This window comes from Clostridia bacterium (genome assembly GCA_035561135.1).
Lineage (GTDB): Bacteria > Acidobacteriota > Terriglobia > Terriglobales > Acidobacteriaceae > DATMYA01.
The window spans coordinates 37237-59326 of record DATMYA010000030.1 but is presented as its reverse complement, the minus strand read 5'-3'; the positions used below and the strand labels follow the sequence as shown (position 1 = coordinate 59326).

General features: G+C 58.5%; 24 protein-coding genes. 17 read left to right on the top strand and 7 right to left on the bottom strand.

What is annotated here, in order from left to right:
• Positions 1–333 precede the first annotated feature (333 nt).
• Together VN622_07370 and VN622_07365 are read left to right on the top strand one after the other, a co-directional pair.
• A complete protein-coding gene (locus tag VN622_07370) occupies positions 334–1089 on the top strand; it encodes a hypothetical protein (GenBank protein ID HWR35673.1) in 756 nt (251 codons plus the stop codon).
• Positions 1086–1622, top strand: coding sequence for a hypothetical protein (locus VN622_07365; GenBank protein HWR35672.1), 537 nt, complete (start codon positions 1086–1088; stop codon positions 1620–1622). The genes VN622_07370 and VN622_07365 overlap by 4 nt, the downstream gene beginning before the upstream one ends.
• A gap of 142 nt (positions 1623–1764) precedes the next feature.
• Here the strand turns inward: VN622_07365 and VN622_07360 are convergent, their stop codons facing one another.
• The gene (locus tag VN622_07360) at positions 1765–2298 is read right to left on the bottom strand and encodes a periplasmic heavy metal sensor (protein ID HWR35671.1); all 534 of its coding nucleotides are present in this window, start codon (positions 2296–2298) and stop codon (positions 1765–1767) included.
• A gap of 154 nt (positions 2299–2452) precedes the next feature.
• Between VN622_07360 and VN622_07355 the strand changes: the two genes are divergently transcribed.
• From VN622_07355 to VN622_07320, 8 genes are all read left to right on the top strand, one after another.
• Entirely contained in the window at positions 2453–3457 is a 1005-nt protein-coding gene (locus tag VN622_07355; GenBank protein HWR35670.1) for a histone deacetylase, read from the top strand.
• Positions 3458–3618: 161 nt separating this feature from the next.
• Complete coding sequence (gene ffh, locus VN622_07350) at positions 3619–4977, top strand: signal recognition particle protein (GenBank protein HWR35669.1); 1359 nt, start codon at positions 3619–3621, stop codon at positions 4975–4977.
• 594 nt (positions 4978–5571) lie between these two features.
• The gene (rpsP, locus tag VN622_07345) at positions 5572–5820 is read left to right on the top strand and encodes a 30S ribosomal protein S16 (protein HWR35668.1); all 249 of its coding nucleotides are present in this window, start codon (positions 5572–5574) and stop codon (positions 5818–5820) included.
• A 34-nt stretch (positions 5821–5854) separates the two neighbouring features.
• A complete protein-coding gene (locus VN622_07340; GenBank protein HWR35667.1) occupies positions 5855–6109 on the top strand; it encodes a KH domain-containing protein in 255 nt (84 codons plus the stop codon).
• A 22-nt stretch (positions 6110–6131) separates the two neighbouring features.
• Positions 6132–6737 carry a ribosome maturation factor RimM gene (rimM, locus tag VN622_07335; GenBank protein ID HWR35666.1) on the top strand — a complete coding sequence of 202 codons (606 nt, stop codon included), beginning with the start codon at positions 6132–6134 and terminating at the stop codon, positions 6735–6737.
• 31 nt (positions 6738–6768) lie between these two features.
• Entirely contained in the window at positions 6769–7620 is an 852-nt protein-coding gene (gene trmD / locus VN622_07330) for a tRNA (guanosine(37)-N1)-methyltransferase TrmD (GenBank protein ID HWR35665.1), read from the top strand.
• Positions 7621–7671: 51 nt separating this feature from the next.
• Complete coding sequence (gene rplS / locus VN622_07325) at positions 7672–8025, top strand: 50S ribosomal protein L19 (GenBank protein HWR35664.1); 354 nt, start codon at positions 7672–7674, stop codon at positions 8023–8025.
• A 209-nt stretch (positions 8026–8234) separates the two neighbouring features.
• A complete protein-coding gene (locus tag VN622_07320; GenBank protein ID HWR35663.1) occupies positions 8235–9053 on the top strand; it encodes a ribonuclease HII in 819 nt (272 codons plus the stop codon).
• A gap of 47 nt (positions 9054–9100) precedes the next feature.
• Here the strand turns inward: VN622_07320 and VN622_07315 are convergent, their stop codons facing one another.
• From VN622_07315 to VN622_07305, 3 genes are all read right to left on the bottom strand, one after another.
• Positions 9101–9727 (bottom strand): hypothetical protein, encoded by a 627-nt coding sequence (locus VN622_07315; GenBank protein ID HWR35662.1) that lies wholly within the window; start codon positions 9725–9727, stop codon positions 9101–9103.
• Between the two features lie 261 nt (positions 9728–9988).
• Positions 9989–11953, bottom strand: coding sequence for a M61 family peptidase (locus tag VN622_07310; GenBank protein ID HWR35661.1), 1965 nt, complete (start codon positions 11951–11953; stop codon positions 9989–9991).
• Positions 11954–12060: 107 nt separating this feature from the next.
• Positions 12061–12318, bottom strand: a complete 258-nt coding sequence (locus tag VN622_07305; protein ID HWR35660.1) for a hypothetical protein — start codon at positions 12316–12318, stop codon at positions 12061–12063.
• 138 nt (positions 12319–12456) lie between these two features.
• Between VN622_07305 and tmk the strand changes: the two genes are divergently transcribed.
• The 3 genes from tmk to VN622_07290 all read left to right on the top strand — a co-directional run bounded on the left by tmk (position 12457) and on the right by VN622_07290 (position 15006).
• A complete protein-coding gene (tmk, locus tag VN622_07300) occupies positions 12457–13161 on the top strand; it encodes a dTMP kinase (protein ID HWR35659.1) in 705 nt (234 codons plus the stop codon).
• A gap of 7 nt (positions 13162–13168) precedes the next feature.
• Positions 13169–14320, top strand: coding sequence for a DNA polymerase III subunit delta' (locus VN622_07295; protein HWR35658.1), 1152 nt, complete (start codon positions 13169–13171; stop codon positions 14318–14320).
• Positions 14321–14613: 293 nt separating this feature from the next.
• Entirely contained in the window at positions 14614–15006 is a 393-nt protein-coding gene (locus tag VN622_07290; protein ID HWR35657.1) for an RNA chaperone Hfq, read from the top strand.
• Positions 15007–15184: 178 nt separating this feature from the next.
• Here the strand turns inward: VN622_07290 and dcd are convergent, their stop codons facing one another.
• Positions 15185–15739: a dCTP deaminase gene (gene dcd / locus VN622_07285; GenBank protein HWR35656.1), complete on the bottom strand. Its 555-nt coding sequence runs from the start codon at positions 15737–15739 to the stop codon at positions 15185–15187.
• Between the two features lie 219 nt (positions 15740–15958).
• Here dcd and VN622_07280 point away from each other — a divergent pair, with 219 nt between their 5' ends.
• Both VN622_07280 and VN622_07275 read left to right on the top strand, forming a co-directional pair.
• Entirely contained in the window at positions 15959–16228 is a 270-nt protein-coding gene (locus VN622_07280) for an HU family DNA-binding protein (protein ID HWR35655.1), read from the top strand.
• A 77-nt stretch (positions 16229–16305) separates the two neighbouring features.
• Complete coding sequence (locus VN622_07275; protein ID HWR35654.1) at positions 16306–17298, top strand: site-2 protease family protein; 993 nt, start codon at positions 16306–16308, stop codon at positions 17296–17298.
• Positions 17299–17302: 4 nt separating this feature from the next.
• On the opposite strand, the gene VN622_07270 is transcribed toward VN622_07275, so the two are convergent.
• Entirely contained in the window at positions 17303–17908 is a 606-nt protein-coding gene (locus VN622_07270) for a DUF6448 family protein (protein ID HWR35653.1), read from the bottom strand.
• Between the two features lie 327 nt (positions 17909–18235).
• On the opposite strand from VN622_07270, the gene VN622_07265 reads away from it, so the two are divergent.
• Positions 18236–18988, top strand: coding sequence for a hypothetical protein (locus VN622_07265; GenBank protein ID HWR35652.1), 753 nt, complete (start codon positions 18236–18238; stop codon positions 18986–18988).
• Between the two features lie 94 nt (positions 18989–19082).
• On the opposite strand, the gene VN622_07260 is transcribed toward VN622_07265, so the two are convergent.
• Positions 19083–19715 carry a VTT domain-containing protein gene (locus VN622_07260; GenBank protein HWR35651.1) on the bottom strand — a complete coding sequence of 211 codons (633 nt, stop codon included), beginning with the start codon at positions 19713–19715 and terminating at the stop codon, positions 19083–19085.
• A gap of 274 nt (positions 19716–19989) precedes the next feature.
• On the opposite strand from VN622_07260, the gene ligA reads away from it, so the two are divergent.
• A complete protein-coding gene (gene ligA / locus VN622_07255; protein ID HWR35650.1) occupies positions 19990–22071 on the top strand; it encodes an NAD-dependent DNA ligase LigA in 2082 nt (693 codons plus the stop codon).
• The last annotated feature ends 19 nt before the right edge of the window (positions 22072–22090 follow it).

The window sequence follows — 22090 nt, the reverse complement described above, 5'->3', positions numbered from 1 at the left end:
TGCTCTGAGCCGTGGTTTTTCCGTAGGTCCGCTCTAATCCCCAATGGCGGTACTTACCCGATGCATCCCGCAGATAAGACACGTAGCGCAGCCGTGATAAAGGCCCGCCCATCACGGCCAGTGACCTGGAAACGAAATCCTCGAAAGCTGATAGCAACATCATTGGTGTTCTGATTCTGGAACAGACTCGTAATATTTTCAGCCACAGAAGGAATCGCGTGCAGGGTATCACTGTTTGTGTTTAGGCGAAAACCGATTGCGATTTACTTGGGGTGAAATACCGTGGAATAGCACCTTCGGGATTGAACGGCCGACCATGGAAGGCTATGCTGAATGCCTTCCATGGTAATGAATACATCAATCGTGCGCCTGCTCTGGCTGTCCGGAATACTGCTCGAGGGTATTCTCTCGGCGGTCATTTTTCGCAAGAAGTTGTATCGAGTCTTACCGGCATTTTCGACGTATACCCTGGCCGGGACGTTGATCGATCTCACGTTATGGGGCGTACAGAAACACTACGCCGTTTATTTCTACACATACTGGTTCTCAGAAACGGTTCTGATCTTCTTGAATGGGTGGATCATCCTGGAGATGTATGGTCGCCTGCAGACGATGTACCCAGTCGTTCGAACTGTGGTGGCGCGCACGCTCGTGATCGCCGGCGCGGTCTTTTCGTTACTGAGTTACGCGATGGTCGTATTCGGCCCTAACAAAGACATATCCAGACTGCCCTTCATCCTTATGAGTGCAGAACGCAGTTTTATGATCGTGCAACTCGGGGCCCTGCTGGCGCTGTTTATGATTGTCTACTCTTTTGGCCTCAAGATGACGCAGTATGACAGAGGCATCGCCGTTGGATTGGCAATCATGAGTGCGGCAACCCTCACAATGGTCACGCTTGTCGCATCCGTCGGCAGGCGTTACGAGTACATATTGACCATTCTCGATATCTTCGGCGCGGTGGCAGCATCATCGATTTGGCTGGTCGCGGTTGTAATACCGGAGAAAACACAGGCAGCAACGAGTACCATTCCCGCACTGCGCATCGAGGAGTGGGACGCCGCTTTATCGGAGATGCTGAACAAGTGAGTACTGCCATAGTTCTGCTGGTCACCGCCGCGGCGCTGCTGTTCTTGATTCACGCCGCCCGTGGCGGCGGTCCGCGCGCAACTACGCCGGAAGAACTGCGAAAACTAACAACAGCAATCGACCTGGCAGCATTCCGTAACCTTATAAGCCCGCAGGAGGACAGTTATCTCAAAGCGCAACTTCCTGCTGTAGACTTCCGCCGCGTGCATCGCGCACGACGGCAGGCGGCATTGGAATATGTGAAGATCGTCGCCCGCAATGCGGGCATTCTTCTCCGGATGGCCGAATCGGGCCGTACCAGCCCTGACCCGGTTGTTGCCGCCGTTGCGCAAGAACTGGTGAACAGCGCTCTGCAACTTCGTATGCATGCGCTACTCGGAATGACCAGGTTGTACATAGGCATCAGGTTCCCACAATTCGATTTCCATCGGGCTGGAATCGTCGATCGTTACGAGAGCCTGACCGAACGCGTGGTGTACTTCGTCAGCGTGAATCACCCCAAACAGACGAGCGCCGTCTCAGCTTCGCTATAAGTCCGGAACGCGCTTTTGAGCTAGCAATCCGCATCGCGCGCCACATCGCCGTCTCAGCATAATGAATGAGGTCAACAACCGCTAGAAGCCGCCCCGAATCCGCTCAGGACGGCCTCTTACACGCCGCGTAGTTCACAAACATTTACTTGTTTGCAGGAGCCGGCTGTCGCGTCATGCGCTGGCGCATGCGTTCGCGCCTACGCTCGGTGACCTGCTGGTTTTCGTCGAGCATCTTTTGCATTTCGGCGCGCTGCTCAGGTGTGAGAACTTTGTTCATCTCGATCCCGCTGGAGACGAAGTCGTTGATCGTTTTGGCAGAGTGCTGTTGCAGGAAGGCGACCTGTTTCTGAATCTCAGCCTGGTTCGGCTGCTCAGAGAAAACTTCCTTCATAAGTGCATGTCTGGCGGCGCGCGAACTTTCTGCTTCGCTCATGCTCTGCTTTGCGCGATCACGTGCAAGTTGCCGCACGCGCTGCTCCTGATCCGGCGTGAGTTTCAGGCGTGTGGCCATCTGGTCCAGCATCCGCCCGTGCATACCCATCCCAAAGCCACCCTGCATACCTCCATGCATACCCTTCATCCCTCGTTGGCGTTGACCCTGACCGGCAAAGGCCACCGTGGCGAGACCAAGCACCAGCGTGACGCAGACGAGTACCACCAGTTGACGACGATTCATAGTTCCTCCTCAAGTTCTGAATGCTCTGCAAATCCGGACAGCGAAAACATCAGTACTGCTTATAACCGCGCGTCCGCCGAATAGTTGCGTTCGCGACTGGAATTCTCGACAATGCTTTCACTGGTTGAGCGCACTCGTAACCTCCCGAACGGACATGCTCCCTTTCAAACTCGTCTACAGCGACGGCTACAACCTCCCGATCGGCAAGCACGTCTTCCCGGCGAATAAGTATCGGCTCGCACACAGATTTTTGTTGGAGCATGGGATTGCGTCGGAGGATGACATTGTTGCGCCGCGACCTGCCACGGACGAGGATGTCCTGCTGGTACACGCTCCGATGTACGTAAGCAAGTTGAAGACGGGTTTGTTATCCGCGCGCGAAGAGCTCGAGTTGGAAGTTCCCTACAGTCCTGAACTCGTGCAGACCTTCTGGCTTCATGCGGGCGGAACCATTCTTACGGCCGATTACGCGCTGCGCGATGGCGTCTGCATAAACCTGGGCGGCGGCTTTCATCATGCATTCATCGACCACGGCGAAGGCTTCTGCGTCATCAACGACATCGCGATTGCAATCCGCAAGATGCAGCGGCAGGGTCGCATTGCCCGCGCCATGACCGTCGACTGCGATGTGCATCAGGGAAATGGAACGGCCGCCATCTTCGGAGGACATCAGGAACCGTTTCCGCCTCCGCAAGCATGGTCGGCGTTGCTGACAGCGCCTCGAAATCCGGCGCACATGGCGCACAGCGAATCGAAGGATGTCTTCACCATCTCTCTGCACCAGGAGAACAACTACCCCGCATGGAAGCCACCTTCATCCATCGACGTGAACTTGCCGGACGGCACGGACGACGGCGAGTACCTTGAATGGCTGGAGAAGGCTCTAACTCGGGGGTTGCAGCAATTCGAGCCTGAGTTACTGTGCTACGTCGCCGGGGCGGACCCCTATCGCGAAGACCAGCTCGGCGGGCTGGCACTCACCTCAGAAGGGCTTAAGCATCGCGATCAGTTGGTATTCGCAACAGCAAAAAATCACGGCGTGCCGGTGATGGTGACCCTTGCGGGCGGATACGCGGTTCGCCTGGAAGACACGGTCGAAATCCACGCGAATACCGTGCGGGCAGCACGCGAAGTCTTCGCGACCGAAAATGGGCCGTGAGTCTCCCGATCTTCCCTGTCGTTTGACTGGCTGGCTCTCCGGCGCTCCGGGCTTGCTTGCCCCTGTTTTCCGCGTGTTATTCTCTCTTTTAACTTTCGTCGCAGCCGTTTAGCGTGCTGCGGCATCCATTCTTCTGAGCAACACTGGATTTTTCCATGCAGATGTTTGAGAACCTTACCGAAAAACTGCAACGTACATTCAAGAGCCTTCGCGGCCAGGGAACGCTGACCGAGGAGAACATGGATGAAGCCCTGCGGGAAATTCGCATGGCGCTGCTTGAAGCCGACGTCAATTTCAAAGTCGTCAAGGAACTGATCGATCGCATTCGCGAGAAGGCGATGGGCCAGGAAGTCATGACCGCGCTCTCGCCCGGCGAGCAGGTTGTGAAGATCGTTCGTGACGAACTGGTCGCGGTACTCGGTCGCGACACTGCAAAGCTGAAGTTCGCTTCCCAGCCACCCACCGTCGTGTTGATGGCGGGCTTGCAAGGTTCCGGCAAGACGACGACATCCGGCAAGCTAGCCGCGTGGCTGAAAAAGGGCGGACACCGCCCGATGCTGGTTTCTGTGGACGTCTATCGCCCGGCAGCGCGCGAGCAATTGAGCGTGGTCGCCAAGGCGATTGGCGCGAAAATTTACGAAGGCAAAGTCGAAGAGGCGAACACGGCGACCGTCGAGCGCCTGGCGAAAGAAGCGCGGCGTGAAGCCGTCAACAATGGTTGTGACGTGCTGATCGTCGATACCGCCGGCCGTCTGCACATCGACGAACAACTGATGGAAGAGATGCAGTCGCTGAAGTCGCTGCTCAATCCTCAGGAAATCCTTTTCATCGCCGACTCAATGACCGGACAGGACGCCGTGCGTTCGGCCGATGAGTTCCACAAGAAGCTTTCGCTCACTGGCGTGGTACTCACCAAGATGGACGGTGATGCGCGGGGCGGCGCGGCGCTCTCCATTCGCAGCGTGACGGGCCAGCCAATCAAGTTCATCGGCATCGGCGAAAAGTACGACGCTCTGGAGCCTTTCCACCCGGACCGCATCGTCGGCCGGATTCTCGGCATGGGCGACATCCTTTCGCTGATCGAACGCGCCGAAGAAAAGATCGACAAGAAGAAGTCCGAGGAGTTCGCGAAGAAGGCGCTGAGTGGCGACGGCTTCTCACTCGAAGACTTCCGCGATCAGTTGCGGCAGGTAAAGAAGATGGGATCGCTGTCGAGCATCATCGGCATGCTGCCGAAAATCGGTCCATTCGCCAACATGCAGCAAGTGGCGGACAAGGTTGACGAGAAGGAACTGGTTCGCGTGGAGGCGATCATCAACTCCATGACGTCCTGGGAACGCGAGCATCACGAGGCCATCAACGGCTCACGCCGTAAGCGCATTGCACGCGGCTCCGGCACGAGCGTGCAAGAAGTAAACCACCTGCTCCGTCAGTACGCCCAGATGCGCAAGATGTTCAAAACCATGAGCAAGCCGAGTTTTGCGAAGCGTATGGCAGGAATGAAGATGCCAGGCATGTAAGCCGAAGCAGAACTGTCATAGAGAAAAGCTGCTGCGTCCAGCAGCCGGGATCGCCGCCCAAACCAATTCAGAACACGCGTCATGGTGAGCGTAGTGCCGTTTTTTGGGCGCGTTGTCGAACCACCTTGTGTTCCGCCGCACTCGAAACACAAGGTGTCTCCACTTCGCGTCTTTGGCGTTCCGGTCGACTGACGCTCTAGTTGTGTCGGCAGTCTGAAGCTGCGGGATACTGCAGCCTCTTGCATTTTCAGAGTTGTCTGATTGGGAGGCATCGAGTCGTGCTTCCCATGATTTAGTGCCTGCGGTATGCTAGACGGGCGCGGATTGCTGCCCAGGTAAGGGCGAGAAAGCGTTGTGAGGTTGCGGATTCCCGCAACTTACGCAATAATAAGCGTTTGCCACCAGTGTCACCCGGTGAGTTGTTCCGGGCCAGCCTGTGGTTATTCCATAAAGGCTCCTGACCGCGTTAAGTGCGCCGGTCAGGCGAGCGGATGATCGGTCCGCCTGCCTGAATGGCCGCCGTGGTGTGCGATTGCTCTGCGGAGTTTTGTCCCTGAGCGGGACCCGTTCACGAAAGGAATTGTTCCTGTGTTGATGATTCGTCTGTCGCGCCGTGGCGCGCCCAAGCAGCCTGTTTACCGCATTGTGGTCATTGAGAAAGATCGCGCCCGTGATGGCCGTTCTTTGGAAGTCGTGGGCATTTATAACCCGCGCACGAACCCGGCGACCATTGATCTGAAGCGCGACCGCGTCGATTACTGGGTGTCGAAGGGCGCCCGCATGAGCGACACAGTGAACAAGCTGGTTGCGAAGTCCGCAGCAGCCCCGACCACCGCAGCGTAATTGCGCGAGAGCGCTTTCGTTCCAGAGGATCGCTATGGCATCGACTTACGCAGGTGACGTTCGCGCATTGACCGAGACGCTGGCAAAGGCGCTTGTTGATGCTCCCGACCAGGTCACGGTAGAAGCTTCGGAGCATGGCGACACCGTGGAGGTCAGCCTTCGGGTCGCGTCTTCCGATCTCGGGAGAGTGATTGGCAGGGCGGGGCGCACGGCGAGATGCCTGCGCGCCATCCTGAACGCGGCTGGGTCGAAGGCATACAAGCGCTACAGCCTGGACATCGTCGAGTAGCCGTCCGGCACGAGGCAAGAACGTGAGCGGACTTTCAGGCAGCCCCGAGTACATCACCCTTGCGAAAGTGGTGAAGACGCAAGGGCGGCACGGCGAACTGGCAGCGCAGTTGTTCACCGACTTCCCGGAACGCTTTGAAGATCGGCGCGAGTTGAGCGCCCTCGGTGGACGCGGCGAGCGGCGCGAATTACGCCTGGAAGATTTCTGGCCCCACAAGGGCGGCATGATCTTCAAGTTTGCAGGCATCGACTCGATCGAAGATGCCGAAAAGCTCATCGGGTGGGAGATACAGATTCCACGCGAACAGCGCGCCGAGTTGGAAGAGGGCGCGGTTTACGTCAGCGACCTTGTCGGCTGCGCGGTATTGGTAGTTGAAAGCGGTGGCGAACGGCGGCTGGGCGCCATCGACGACGTGAACTTTGGTGCCGGAGAAGCCCCGTTACTCGTCGTAAAGGAAGGCCGCAAAGAGTATCTGATTCCTTTCGTCGAGGCGTTTACAAAAGCCGTTGACGTGCCCGGCAAGCGAGTTGTGATGCAACTGCCGGGTGGAATGCTGGAACTGGATGCTCCGCTGAGCCGCGACGAGCAGAAGCGGCAAGAGAAGCCGGAAGACGGCGACAAAGTTTAGCGGGCGTAACGCCTGCGCAAGTGGACATGCGATGAAGTTCGAGATCGTTACGATTTTTCCGGACTTTTTCCGTGGGCCGCTTGATTTCGGCATTGTGCGCAAAGCGCGCGAAGCTGGGATCATTGACATAGGAATCCACGACCTGCGGGCGTTTACGCATGACCGTCACAAGACGGTCGATGACCGTCCGTTCGGCGGCGGTGAGGGCATGGTGCTGAAGCCGGAGCCGATTTTCGAATGCCTTGAGAGCATGGCCATTGCGCCGCGTGAAGAACGCATGAGCGGCACGGCGCGCGAGGCGGTGATCATGATGTCGCCGCAAGGGCAGATGTTCAACCAGGAGGTCGCGCAGGAACTGAAGCAGATGGGCCGCGTGGTCCTGCTGTGCGGACGTTACGAAGGCGTGGATGAGCGTGTAAGCGAACACCTGGCAGATCGTGAAATTTCGGTCGGGGATTTCGTATTGAGCGGCGGAGAGCTTGGAGCGGCGATCATCGTCGACACGGTGACGCGACTTCTTCCGGGTGCGCTCGGCAACGAGGCGTCAGCGCGGCAGGAGTCATTCACTGCCGGAGCGACGCAGTCAGAGGACAATGGTTTGCCGGATTCGACTTGTGCTTCCGGCGGGTTGCTCGATTATCCGCACTACACGCGCCCCGCGGACTTTCGCGGGATGCCGGTTCCCGAAGTCCTGATGAACGGGAACCATGACGAGATTCGGCGCTGGCGTCGTCGCCGCGCGCTGGAAAAAACGCTGAGGAACCGCCCCGACCTGCTGGAAAAGGTGGCGCTCAGCGAAGAAGATAAAATTCTGCTCGCGCAGATACAAGGCTTGGAAGTTCCGGGCCGGCGGCGAGGGCGGGCAAAACGAGACAGAATCTGACGGATCTGGCTGGCGGCTGCGCCACCGACCGCAAGTAGAAGGAAAACGACCATGTCGACATCACCGATTATTGCCAAACTGCTCGCGAAGGCGCAGCGTACCGACATCCCCAACTTCCAGCCCGGCGACACCGTTCGTGTACACGTGAAGATCAAGGAAGGCGATAAAGAACGCGTCCAGGTCTTCGAGGGCACCGTTATCTCGAAGAGATTCGGCTCACAGCCGAGCTTCATGGTTCGCAAGATGAGCTTCGGCCAGGGTGTCGAGCGTATCTTCCCGACGAACTCCAAGGTCGTCGACAAGGTGGAGATCGTCCGCTCCGCGAAGGTTCGCCGCGCCAAGCTGTACTATTTGCGCGCGTTGCGCGGCAAGGCTGCCCGCTTGAAGGAAGCCGATAGGGCTTAGTCCGGCGCGGACTTCTTTCGTTGCCATAGCACGGCAGTTGCGCGAACCGGCTGCATGGGACGTCTGTTCTGCCGGGAGTTCTAATATCGAAGCCTCAGTCCGCATCTACGCGCGGGCTGAGGCTTTTTGTTTTTGGCGCATGACACCGGCGCTTGCCTTGGCCGCCATAGCGTGAGACGCTAGGCGTAGATTCACTTTGGACCTTCGTCGTGCCACGCCGAGCCACCCCAAAATCATCGGGCGGGAAGAATGCCATATCGAAAGCTGCGGCGAAGCTGCGATTGCTCAAAAAGCTGAAGTGCACGACCAGGTTCGAGAAGGCGGCATGGGACACAGGCGCTCGCCTGATCGCTGGCGTGGATGAAGTAGGGCGCGGATCGCTCTTCGGACCCGTCGTCGCTGGCGCCGTAATTCTCGACCCCAACTATCGGATCAAAGGACTGCGCGATTCCAAGTTGCTGCCGGCATCCAGGCGCGAACAACTGGCCAAGCGCATACGCGAGCACTCCATCGCATACGCCATTGCGGCCGTGGATGTCGCGCGGATCGACCAGCTCAACATTTACTGGGCTTCGCAATTGGCAATGGTTGAAGCAGTTTCCAAACTTGTCACAAAGCCCGATCACCTTCTGATCGACGCCATGAGCATTCCCTACGAATGTTCGCAGACGAAAATCATTCATGGCGACGCGCTTTCGGCTTCGATCGCCGCCGCATCGATCATCGCAAAGGTCGAGCGCGACGCGATGATGCGCGAGTGGGATCCGATCTATCCGCAGTACGGGCTGGCGTCCAACAAGGGCTACTACACGCAGAAGCATCTGAAGAGCCTGCGTGAGCATGGACCTTCGCCTTTGCACAGGCAGTCGTTTGCTCCCGTCTGGAACTCGACGGCAGGACAGGCGATGCTGGGCTTCATGCTGGAAGACGACGAAGCACCGGAAGCGGCACTCCAGGCACTGGCATCGGAGGAGCTCGGTTCTTCGGAAGAACTCGGCGAGACCGTTCTGATCGCCGGCGAAAGCTGAGCCTGCAAGCTACCCTGCCCTGCACTTTCCCATTTTCCGCAACACCTCTACAACAATTCAAAGTGGAAGCGTGTGAGGAGTTCACCCTGCGGGGACAGGACTTCCAGCGCCATGCGGGCATCGACGGGTATGTCGCCGGTGTTGAACGAGACGCGGTAAATGCGCTCGTCGTAAGGCAGGTCCGCCGGGACGCCGATGAGTTGCACCGCGATTGGCTGCATGATCTCCAGATTCAGCGCGCGAAAAACCTTCAGGCGGAAATGCAGTCCAAGCAGCATGGCGTTCAGGTCGGTGGGTTCATCAATTCGCGCGATGTCGGTCGTCAGCATCGTCGGGTCAAGCGCAGTAGCTGTTACGCGGAAGTTGAGTGTAGCGGGATAATTTTGGAGTTGCTGGCCATCGCGAGTCTCAACCAAGCCGCCCTTAAATGCGCGGGTGATCTTGAGACCATCCAGTTCCTCGTTTTCCGCTGAACCTAGTACGAAGAAGATTCTGTGGGCCGAAGCCAGTTCGAAACCCTCTGCGCCCAGTGGTAGAGGCGAGCGGTACCACAGTACCGCTTTTGAGTAATCTTCGGCCTGCGACATGGCCGCGGCGATCAGCATTGTGACACTGAGCAGAGTTGCAAGTGCTTCCCTGGACACGAGATGGGAATGGTTGTCCCGCAGTGGCATGGCCGATGTTCCCGTGATACATCTGATGTCGATGCAAGCGGCACACCACTTGCCAGTACCTCGCGGAGGATAGAACCACTCTTGCTGACAAGCCAGAGCGTCATGTCGACCCGAGCGCCGAAGGCGCGAGTTGAGACACCTTATGTTTCCGTGTGGCGGAAACACAAGATAGTTGACTACGCTCACCATGACTCGTGTTCCGACTTGGCTTCGGCAGTTCAGGCGTCATCTCCCGATGACGCCCTTGTCTGGGAGACGCTACTACTCGCTGGGCTTCGGTTCGGGCTCCGGCGGCGTCGTGACCTTTGGCTTGATGATGTCGCCGATGAAGTCCGGCTTGCTGCTGTCCCGAACAAGGTGCGGATAGCGCAGCCCGTCGTGGTAGTCGAGCGAAACCGCTTTGAAGTATTCGGCGTTCTCAATCAGCAACTGCAATGGTTCGCGACTGTTCTTGCTGGCCTTGAGCGCATCGCGCATGACATCGGGCGAGAACTTGCGTCCGTTCACGGCCACGACGCTCATTCCGGGACCGATGCCCGCCTTTGCGGAGATCATGTCGTGGATGGCATCCGATACCTTGCCGTCTTCCTTCAGCAGCAACCCGATGGATGCCGACGCGTCCAGCGCTTTTCCAGAAGTCTCGTGCGCCTTGGTCAGGTCGGAGGGAGTGTCGGTGTAAACGACGCGCCACCCGCCACCTTCGATGCCGCCTAGCGGTGCATTCGGGGCGATGTTGATGATGCGATCGGTCAGGAATTTGCGCCAGTCGTAGGGCGCAACCTGGTTCAGCGTGCTGACGACATCGTCGAACGTGTACGTCCTAACCATGGGACCGCTATTCTGGCCGCCATGGAAGAGGTGTGCGAAATCGTCCATCGATTTCTTGTTGCCGGTCTGTTGGCGGATGATGACGTCGGCTTCCAGCCAGATCAGCGCGCCTTCGTCGTAGAAATCGACACTGCGTCGCCATGAGGTCCACGGGCCGCCAGCCCCGTACAGGCTCTGCGCGGCGGTGGCGGTGTCTTCCAGCGAACGCCACTGCCGACCGGGGCGGTGCGTGAATTCTTCTGCGACGATCGCCATCTGGTCGCGGAACTGCTCCGGTGTCCAGAGACCGCTACGCGCAGTGAGTACGTATCCCAGATATTCGGTGAGACCCTCGTAAACCCAGAGCAGTTCGCTCTGCATGGGCGTCTGGTACTCGGGGGTTGCGAGGTCCGCCGGGCGACGGTATTTGCCGTTCCATGAGTGTACGTATTCGTGCGGCAGTAGCGACGCACCCAGGACTCGCTGCGTCTCATCGACCATGAAGCGTTCGGGAAGTCGGCTGTCGTTCGATTCGTGATGCTCGAGTCCGAAGTGTGCAACGTGGTCGCTGAGTGATAGCAGAAAATGATAGTCACGATAGTGGCGAGCGCCGAAGAGAGCGCCAGCTTCGGAGACGAGGTTATTGAAACCCTGGTTCTGCTCCTTCGTCATCTGCAGCGCGGCTTCGCTGTCAGCAGCGATATCCATCTCGTGCGGCGGATTCTGCCCCTGCGACAAAGGCACGGTGCTGAGGTGCGCGCCCATGATGACCGGGGAATCAACCAGCGTGGTTAGAGATGCGGGCGCGAAGTCGACAACATCACCTCCGCGATTTGCAACGGGTAGTGCCGTGCCGAACTTCCATCCGGCAGGCATGCGCAGACTGGCGCGCACCTGGACCTGGTCCGAGCCCCATCCCTTGGGATAAAGAACCATCCAGTTCCAACTCAAGACGGCCATTTGAGCGGTCGCGGAAGTGCCTGAACTGAAGCCGCCAGGCATCTCAGTCGGCGACATGTAGTCCATGGCTACCTCGACAGTATTTGCGCCCTGAGGTATCTCCACGTGATAGGTGAACATATCGAGCGTGTCGCGACGCCACGGCAGCGTTTTGCCGGCCGCGGTAAAGCGCAGGCCAGCCGTATCGACGACAGGCCCCGTTGGACCGTGCTCGCCGGGAAGCCACTGGGGATAGTAGACCGTGAACGGGCCAGACTTCGCCGGAATGGTCATGCGCGCGTGGAAGATCTTGCGTGGAGCTTCGCTGGCATCGACGGCGAGGGTGATCGTGGGCGCCGAACCTTGCGCCGCCTGCGCCGAAGCCTTGGCTGCGCCCTTCGGCCTGGAAGACTGCTGGGCGTTGAGCGCGAGTGACGCGAACAGTAGCGCGAACAGCAACGGGGAGCGTCTATGCATCATGCGGACTCCTTTGGGTGAAACCGCAAACAGAGTGGGCCCTGATGTCAAGCGCAATACCGCGACACCCGCAGGTGCTCACGAGCGCAGATTGTTTGATTTGTGTCGAGCTACGAGGGTTTCTTCTTCTTGCTGCCGGGTTCAGGCCGCGGGTCGCCCAATTGCCCACTTACACTGGCGAGGACCTTGTCGAAGGCTTCCTGCGCCGTCATCTGCTTCCCGCCTTTGTTGTGGCGGTACTTGTGTTCGCTGTTGCAGGTGCGGCACATCACCTTCACCACTTCTTCGCCAGTCATGGCAACAACAGAGTGGTCCGTGGTGCGCTTGCAGCGGCTGCAGTAGTCGTCGATATAGTCGCCCAGACGCATTGGCTTGCCTCGCAGGCGCCGTGCGCCTGATTGCGCAGAGTTTAGCACAGTGGCGCCGCCCTGCCGTAGAGTGCAACAGGGCATACCAAGAGCAGCTACAACTCTCGGGAGCAGCTTTCGCGATGGTATGATTGCCCCGTGCAACAGCACTCAAATCGTGGACGTTTCCTCACCATCGAGGGCCTCGACGGTTGCGGCAAAAGCACGCAACTGGAGCGCCTAGCAGCCGTTCTCCGCTCTGAAGGTATCGAGGTAGTGATCACGCGCGAACCCGGAGGCACACCCATCGGCGAAAAGATACGGGCAGTGCTGCTGGATTCGCGCACGCAAGGACTCGCGCCAATGGCGGAGTTGGCCTTGATGTTCGCGTCGCGCGCGCAACAAATCGAGCAAACCATCAAGCCGGTGATAGCGGCGGGTAAATGGGTGCTATGCGATCGCTTCACCGATTCGTCGGAAGCCTACCAGGGCGGCGGCCGGCAACTTGGCAGCGAAGCCGTGCTGGATCTGCATCGAGTGATTTGCGGAGGGCTCCAGCCTGACCTGACGATTCTGATGGACTCCGATGTGGCGGCAAGCGTGATGCGTGCGCGGCGGCGCAACCAGCAGAAAAGCGCCGAAGACGCGGCGCAGGCAGACGAGAACCGCTTCGAACAAGAGAGCCGCCAGTTCTTCACGCGTGTGCACAACAAGTATCTGGAGATCGCGGAGCGCGAGCCGGAGCGTGTTGTTGTCGTCGATGCGCGCAAGCCAGCGGACGTGGTACATCCTAAGATTGTGGAGGCCGTAAGATCGCGCCTGCTGAATTGCGCAGCGGGTACAACGGGCAAGCGAGCACGCTAGGTGAGGAATGGGTTTTTCTGAGTTCCACGGCAATGCGGAAGTAGTGGGTCGCTTGCGCGAGATGCTGGCGCGCGACCGTTTCCCTCATGCGGTCATCCTCACCGGGCCGCGTGGCGCGGGCAAGTACACGCTTGCGCAGATGGTCGCGAAGGCGATGAACTGCCTCAATCGGCCGCAACGCGGAGAATTGTTCGGCGGAGGTACCGATGAAGCCGAAGTGCTTCCAGACTTCTGCGGCGAGTGCACCAACTGTGTGCGAATCGCTCAAGCCGACCGCCTGGAAGAACGCTGCGCAGAGGCCGTGGAAGCTCGCGAAAACCTCCGCGAGACAGACAAAAAAGAAACGCGCATCCTGATCCAGACGCACCCGGAAGTGCTCGTCATTCCCCCTGACCCGCCACAGATGATGATCAAGGTGGACCAGGTCCGGCACGTGACGGCGAACATCTATTACCGCCCAGCGGAAGGCGGACACAGGGTATTCATTTTCACCGACGCGGCATTTATGAAGGAAGCCGCGAATGCGCTGCTAAAAGTCCTGGAAGAGCCTCCGGATTACGCGACGATATTCCTGCTGGCAGAGAACGCGACGGCGCTGCTGCCGACCATTCGCTCGCGTTGCATCACGCTGCATCTCGCGCCATTACCCGCGGAAGAGATCGAGCGCGATCTGGCACATAGGATCGAGTGGAACCCCAAGCAGCGCGCACTTGTCGCACGGCTCGCTGCGGGAGCCGTTGGCCGCGCCCGCAGCTTCGACCTGAACGCCTATCTTGCGGCCCGCAACGACGCCCTGACGCTGCTCCGCACCGCGCTGAACGCCGAGAAGTCTGGTCGTGGAGCGGACGCCGACCACTCGGCGCTCTTCCGCACAACGGAAAGCTATCGTGCGGGCGCCGAGGGCAAAGGCAAGACCGACCAGATGATCTCCACGCTATACAACCTGCTGCAGGACATCATGTTCCTGAAATCGAAGACGCCTGACCTCGTGCGCAATATCGATATTGCGCCGGAGTTGGAAGCAATGGCGCAATCGGTTGACTTCGGCTGGATCAGCCGCGCAGCTGATCGTGTCGGCGATGTCCAAACCGGGATGAGACGCAATCTGTTGCGTTCGCTCTCGCTGGACGCGCTGGCGTTCTCGCTCGAAACCGAGTGAGTCCAACCGAGTAGTTGACGTAAATCGGCGAGCCGTGGCGTTGACCCTCCCAATCCTGCCTCTGCTGCGGATGGACCGTCAGCAGGGATTGTCACCCCTTTTGGCGTGTGGTAGTTTTAAAGCAAGTTCACCTCCTAGAAGAACCTGGTCAAAAATCGCCATACGTCTCCGCTTCGATCCCGCGCGCGCAAATGGCGAAAACTAGCCAGACCGAACTTACCGATCTCCTGCAGTGCTCAATTTCGCAGGGACGTACTCCCAAAGGGGAGCAAGGTTTGCCCATGAAGAATGGAATGGATTCAACCGCTGCCGCTTACGCACCTGAACCGGATGGATTCGGGAACCGTAAACTGATTCGGCCTTCGCTGACCCGCGAACACGCTCGAACAGCAGAGGCAGCGGTGGAACGTCGCGAACGCGCCGAACGCTCGCCCTCGGCCTCAACAAAAAAAACAACCCCGCCCGAACAGACGCACGCCGAGAACTTCTACTACCAGAAACAAATGCAGTCAAAGACGCCAATGGTGGTGGTGTTGAACGACGGCGAGGAACTGCACGGAGTCATCGAGTGGTACGACAAGTACTGCATCAAGCTGACGCGCGCAGGCGGCCAATCCAACCTGCTTGTTTATAAGCCCAGCATCAAATACATGTACAAAGAGAACGAACAGAACGGCCGCAAGTAGCAGCACGCACTCTTTCATAGAAAGCAAAAAGCCCGGCACCCTTTGGGGATCGGGCTTTTCTTATGCAATGCTACTCAGCGGCTAAACAGGCTGCTGAAAAAGTCAAAACCGCGGGAAATATGCGGGGGCATCCTGAGCGAAGCGATGAGCCTTGCTCTTCCTGGACGTCTTCTCTTCGCTAGAGCTTCGGCAACACGATTCCCTTCTGGTTCTGGTACTTCCCTTTTTTGTCGGCGTAACTGGTCTCGCAGGCTTCGTCTGACTGGAAGAACAAAATTTGGCAGAGACCTTCGTTGGCATAGACTTTCGCCGGCAGCGGCGTCGTGTTTGAAATCTCCAAGGTCACAAAGCCTTCCCACTCCGGTTCGAAGGGCGTGACGTTCACGATGATTCCGCAACGCGCGTACGTCGATTTGCCAACGCAGATCGTGAGCACATCGCGCGGAATCTTGAAGTACTCAATCGAGCGTGCCAGGGCAAACGAGTTCGGCGGAACGATACAGCAGTCCGACTGGACGGTCACGAACGAGCGCTCGTCGAAGTGCTTCGGGTCCACAATGGCGCTGTTGACGTTGGTGAAGATTTTGAACTCGTCCGCGACGCGCAGGTCGTATCCATAGGACGAGAGACCGTAGGAGATGACGCCTTCCCGGACCTGCTTCTCCGAGAATGGGTTAATCATGTCGTGTTCGAGTGCATTCTTGCGGATCCAACGGTCGCTCTTAATCGACATTCCTGTTCCTTTTGCTGCTGCGGTGGTGAACACCGGCCTTGCTCCTGGTTGATTTCGTTGTGTCAGGGGCGTGTGCCCGGAAGGTGAGCACATCTTACGAGACTTCTAGCGACATTGACAATGGGCGGTTATGCCTTTAGCATCCACACTTTAGCCTCAGTTCGCCGGGTTGATGGGGTCGGCTAGCCCCGGATGTTGATACCCGTCTTGGAGCGCGGCGTGATCAAGCTGGACATCATCAACGAAGTGGTTAACAAAACCGGAGTTACGAAGACCAAAGCCGAGGCGGCGGTCGAGACCGTTTTCGAGAGTATGAAGAAAGCCTTGGCGCACGGCGACCGCATCGAACTGCGCGGTTTCGGCGTCTTCAACGTTCGTCCGCGGAAGACCGGCATCGGACGCAACCCGCGCACGGGTGCGGAAGTCAATATTCCCCCAGGCAAAGCCGTACGCTTCAAGCCGGGCAAAGAACTACAGTCGATCGACTAATCTGTTGCTCCCGGCGGAGGTGCCGGGAGCATGGCTATGCCACGTCCGCAAAACCGTTTCCCCATCTAAGTATCCCGATGTCCGATCCTATCCCGCCGATCGCCTCGCATGAGGTTCTGCCGCACGAGGTTTACGTCATCCAACCCCGACGGCGGCACTACCAGTTGCACCTGTTCCTTTTGCTCACAACGTTCTTTACCACGCTGGTAGTCGGCGCGCGGCTACAAAGCAACTTTCTCCAGAACCTGCCAGCGTTTTCCACTGCCGACGACGCACTGCCGTTGTTCCCGCTGCAATGGATTGTCGAGGAGCCAGGACGGCTGCTGCTCGGACTGCCATTCTCACTGACGCTGATGGGCATCCTGCTGGCGCACGAGATGGGTCATTATCTCTATTGCCGCGAGTACGACGTCTACGCCACGCTGCCATTCTTCATCCCAGCGCCGACTCTCATCGGTACGTTGGGGGCATTTATCCGAATCCAGTCGCCCATAAGGTCGCGGGCCGCGCTATTCGACATCGGCATCGCCGGACCAATTGCCGGATTCGTCGTGGCGGTTCCCGTCATGATCGTAGGGCTTATGCTGTCGAAACCACTCAACGGCGCGCCCGCTTCCGAAATCGAGTTCGGGTTTCCTCTAGTCTTCTGGGTCGCCCACGCAATCTTGGCGCCAGTGTTTCCGAACACGGCCGTTCCGCTAGATCACTTGTACCTGCACCCCGTGGCGGTTGCCGCGTGGGTGGGCATGTTCGCCACGGCTCTGAACCTTCTGCCTGGGGGACAACTGGATGGCGGACACCTGGTGTACGCCGTAGCGCCGCGCGCGCACAAGTGGGTCACCCGCGCAGCTATGCTGCTGCTTGTTCCGATGGCGATTTTAAATTGGGTAGGTTGGCTCATCTGGGCAGTCCTGCTGGGCGTAAGCGGGATGCGCCATCCGAATGTCCCTGTGTGGCCTGACCTGAACCGCTCGCGGAGACGCCTGGCAGTTCTTGCGTTGGTGCTGCTGCTTGTCACCATCGTCCCCGCGCCCTTCAAGCACTCGGCTTTCCTGGACCTTTTCCGCTAACTCGCTACTCGTGTTTATGCGCCGCGGCTTCCGCACCTTCCGCTTTGGCGTGCTCATCGTGCGCCGGTGGCTGAAGCATTTCGGAGTAGTGCATTAATTGCACGTAAGCCCGCACGTATTTGCGACCATCCTGGACGGAGTGTGCTGCTTCGGCTTTTCTGGTCTTCGCTTCGTTGAAGCGAAGCGTGAGCTGATGGCGTACCTCGCTCACCAGGGAATCAATGACTTTGTCGGCATTGCCGCGCTCGAGTGCCTGATCGAAAGCAGCAATTGTCGGAGTGACTGCTTCGGCCGATTTAAGACCCGTGTACGGCTGGCCTTCGCTCGCGCGATGCAGGCGCACGGCCGTCTCAAAGAAGTACGTTTCGCCAAGCTCACGTACCTCAGGGCTTGCATCGCGGACTGCTGATGCACGCTCGAAAGCCGCCCGAAGTTCACGCTCGCTGTCGGGTGCCACCCACTTCAGCATTGGGGTTAAATCGCCGGTTTTCAGGGCAACACGTGCGTCGACCACCACCGGCCCAGAGACAGAGTCACAGTGTGCTGCCGCGAATTGCGGCACGAAGAAGAGGGTAAGTGCAAAAACGCTGCGCAGGATTTTCAAACGCATTGGGTATCTCTTTCCGAGCCCTTGATGGCTCCGCTTTTTTTGCTTCTTCTCAAAGTATTCGCAGCCATTCTTGCCGGATGCGACTTAAGTCACACACGCCGACAGCACCTCCCAAATCGGGAAAGCTACGCTGCGGAATGCCCCGGCGCACCCTTCCAATTGCAGATCGCCAGAGCTCCGCAGGGGCAACCCCACTCAAGGTAGCTACATCCACCGGGTTTGCTCCACGTTTTGGCCCATGGGCGTTCAGGTTGCGTCGCCATTGCTACGTGCTCATCTCTATCTGGTTTCCTGATCCAAACGGTCTTCTGCCAAAGAGGAGGTTTTATGAAACGTTTAGCTGCCGCACTTGCCACCGTGCTGATGCTTTCCCTGTTCGCGCTGGGCCAGCAACCCCAAACTCCCGCCGTCGCGCCCTCCATGCGGAGCGATCTGTACCACGTGCACTTTGTAAAAGCTGCTCCGGGGAAGACTCGCGAGTTGCTCGAGAGTTTGAAGACGCCAGCGCCCAACGCCCCCATGCCGGGCCATGTCCTCCTGCTGAGACATCTGCAAGGCGACGAATGGGACTTCGTGGCAATCGAGCATTTGGGCACCCGGGCCATGATCGAAGCGACCGGCGGTCCTACGCCTGCGCGGGAATTACGCGCCTGGCACAATGACACGTACGCCACTGGACCCGCTTGGGCCGACTTTGTGAAGGCGATGGGAATGACCGCGACACCGGGCGCGCAAGACAAGTCCGTCTATATCGTAAGCACCTACCGTGGTGCACCGGGTCATCGCGCACAACTCGAACAGTCGCTCAATCGCGTTACTGCCGCTTCGCGCAGGCCCGGCGAGTCCATCCTCTTGCAGCACTCAGAGGGCTCGCCATGGGACTACCTGTACATCAGCCACTTCAATTCGTGGCAGGATTTCGCCGCGCAACAGGACGACCCTGAAGCAGAGGGCCGAGAGCGGCGCGCCGGGTTCACGCAATCCCCTGGTCTGGAATTGCGCGAACACATGGCGGCTCATCACGACACAATCACGGATCGAATCCCGCTGCCCGCAGCTCCAGCACAGCCGCCGCGCTAGATCGCGAGTAAGCGCAAGTCGCATCCGCAATGAAAAAGCCGGCCCTTTGGGGTTCCGGCTTTTTTGTTCGATTTGTGTTTTACTGCTTGGCTGTTTACACCTCTTCGAGGCTCGGAACCCGGCCTCTGCGCCAGCGCAGCAGCACCCATACCAGCACAACGACTGCGGCAACAATGGCAGCAGTCACACCCAGATGCTCCCTAACCATGCGCTGCGTCAGGTCCACGATCTGCGGACCAAACTGAATGGTAAGCGCTGACAGGATGGCGAAACGCGCCAGACGTCCGGTAAAGATGGCCAGCAGGAAGTGAGGCCAATACATCTCCAGAATGCCTGCGGAAAAAACGAAAAGCTTAAATGGCGTGGGCGGAGGCATCATCGCCGGGACGATCAACGCTAGATCGCCGTACTTCTCCGACATCCCGTGAATACGTTTGAATTTACGCTGCCCGAGCCTCTTGACCAGGAAAGCTTCTCCCCCCTTGTACCCGATGATGTAAGGCACGAGGCTCCCTATCGCCGAACCAGCGGCACCCAACACGGCAAACAACAGAAAGTGTTGCGGTTCCTTGTGTACGTAGTATGCGATGACGGGGTCGAGAGGGATTCCAAAAAATGCGGAATCTACCATGGCAATGGCGAGTATCGCCCACGGCCCGCCCAAAGGGGCGAGCACGGTCATGATGAAATCTTTGTATTGCCCGAGGATGTGCTTAAGAGTATTCACGCCTGGAACGAATTCGGCCGCAGGAAGGGCTTGATCGTAACGCCTGCTTTCTAGCTATGGATGCGGCGTACGTAGCGGGTGAAAGAAGGACAGGGCTCAGCAGCATTTGTGCTGCAAGGTTCGCGTGTCCTACCCCCGACTCTGGTTCAGCAGCCGCCGGTCTTCGCGTTACGACACCAACTCGATTGTAAACGCTGAGCCAGCCGGATGTCGATGTTGGGTCCCTGATGATCGGGTGCGCGCACATGCGACATTGGCTCTTATAATCATGAACATGCCTGCGGCTACGAAGGACTTTGAACGGAAGATTGAGGACCTGCGCGACAAGATCCGTTACCACGAGCACCGCTATTATGTGCTCGATGATCCGGAACTCAGCGACGCCGAATTCGACCGTCTCATCAACGAACTAAAGGCGCTGGAGGCTGAGTACCCGGACATGGTGACGCCGGATTCGCCTACGCAGCGCGTGGGCGGCAAGCCGCGCGAAGGCTTTGTCAAAGTCCAACACTCCACACCCATGCTCTCGCTCGACAACGCCTACAACGAAGGTGAGCTGCGGGAGTGGTCGCGTCGAGTAGAGGAACTGAGCGGACGCAAGACGGTGGAGTACGTTTGCGAACTGAAGCTCGACGGACTTTCGATGGCGCTACGTTACGCTCCGAGTGTCCGCGACGGCGCGAGCACTCAGTTCCTGCAAGGGATAACTCGCGGCGACGGCTCCATCGGTGAAGACGTCACGGCGAATCTGCGCACGGTGCGCTCTGTGCCGCTGGCGGTGATGCCTGCCACGCTGAAGAAGGCGGGACTCCCGAAGGAGTTCGAGGTGCGCGGCGAAGTCATCATGCCCACGCGCTCGTTTGAACGCATGAATGAAGATCGCGAGCGGCAGGGGCTTGCGAAATTTGCCAATCCGCGCAATGCCGCCGCTGGTGCGGTTCGCGTGCTGGAGCCGAACATCACGGCACAGCGCCGACTGGATTTCTTCGCTTACTTCCTGCTGGTGGACGGTCGAGTTTTCTCCGATAAGCAGGAACACGCTCTTAGGGCGCTGCAGGAAGCTGGCTTCAAGGTCAATCCGAATCACAAGTTGGCACGCGGTATTGATGAAGTCTGGAACTTCATCTCTGAGTCGGAAGCCGGGCGCGACAAACTACCGTATGAGATTGATGGAATCGTCGTTAAGGTGAACGAGACCGCGCTATGGCAGCGACTAGGCTTCACGGGCAAGGCGCCTCGGTGGGCGATCGCCTACAAGTACGCTGCGCGTTCAGGCGTTACCCGCGTCGAAGACATTCTTGTGCAGGTTGGGCGCACGGGGAAGCTGACACCTGTGGCAGCACTGGCGCCAGTCTTGATCGGCGGCACGACGGTCACGCGAGCGACCTTGCATAACCAAGATGAGATTGAGCGTCTGGGCGTGCGCATCGGCGATTGGGTGATGATCGAGCGCGGCGGCGACGTCATCCCAAAAGTTGTGAAGGTTGTGGAAGACAAGGAACACCCGCGCGGACAAAACGGTTTCCACATGCCCGAGAGATGCCCCGTTTGTGGCGGCCATGTCGTGCGCGCAGCGGGTGAAGCTGACTTCCGCTGCGTGAACGCAAACTGCCCGGCCAAGCTGCGCGAAAGCATCCTGCACTTTGCTTCTCGCGGAGTGATGAACATAGAGGGCATGGGCGACGCACTGGTCGATCAGCTTGCCGAACGCGGGCTGGTAAGGAACGTCGCGGACGTTTACGACCTGAGCAAAGACAAGCTGCTCACGCTGGAACGCATGGGCGCAAAGTCAGCGCAAAACGTTCTCGATGAGATAGACAGATCGAAGAAACTGCCGCTGGAGCGAGTCATTTTTGGACTTGGCATACGCTTTGTTGGCGAGCGAACGGCCGAGTTCCTGGCAGAGCATTTCGGTTCCATGGATGCGCTGATCGAAGCTGCGACGGATGCGGACGAGCAGAAAAGTATCCAGGAGTTGCAGCAAGTTCAGGAAGTGGGACCGCGCATCGCTGCCAGTATTCGCGAGTTCTTTGGCGAGCAGCACAACATCGAATTAGTGAAACGCCTTCGCGATGCCGGGCTTACGCTCACCGGCGTGAAGAAGGAGCGCGGCACGGCGCTGGCCGGAAAGACTTTTGTTCTCACCGGCACGCTGCAGCGGCACTCGCGTGACGCAGCCAAGCGTCTGATCGAAGACGCCGGAGGCAAAGTGAGCGGCTCGGTAAGTAAGAAGACCAGTTACGTAGTCGCTGGCGAAGAGGCCGGTTCGAAGCTGGACAAAGCAGGCGAGTTGGGCGTGCCGATCATCGACGAAGCGCAACTGGAGAAGATGCTGGGCGGTTCGCTGTCTTCCTGAGCGGAGCGACGAAATCGCT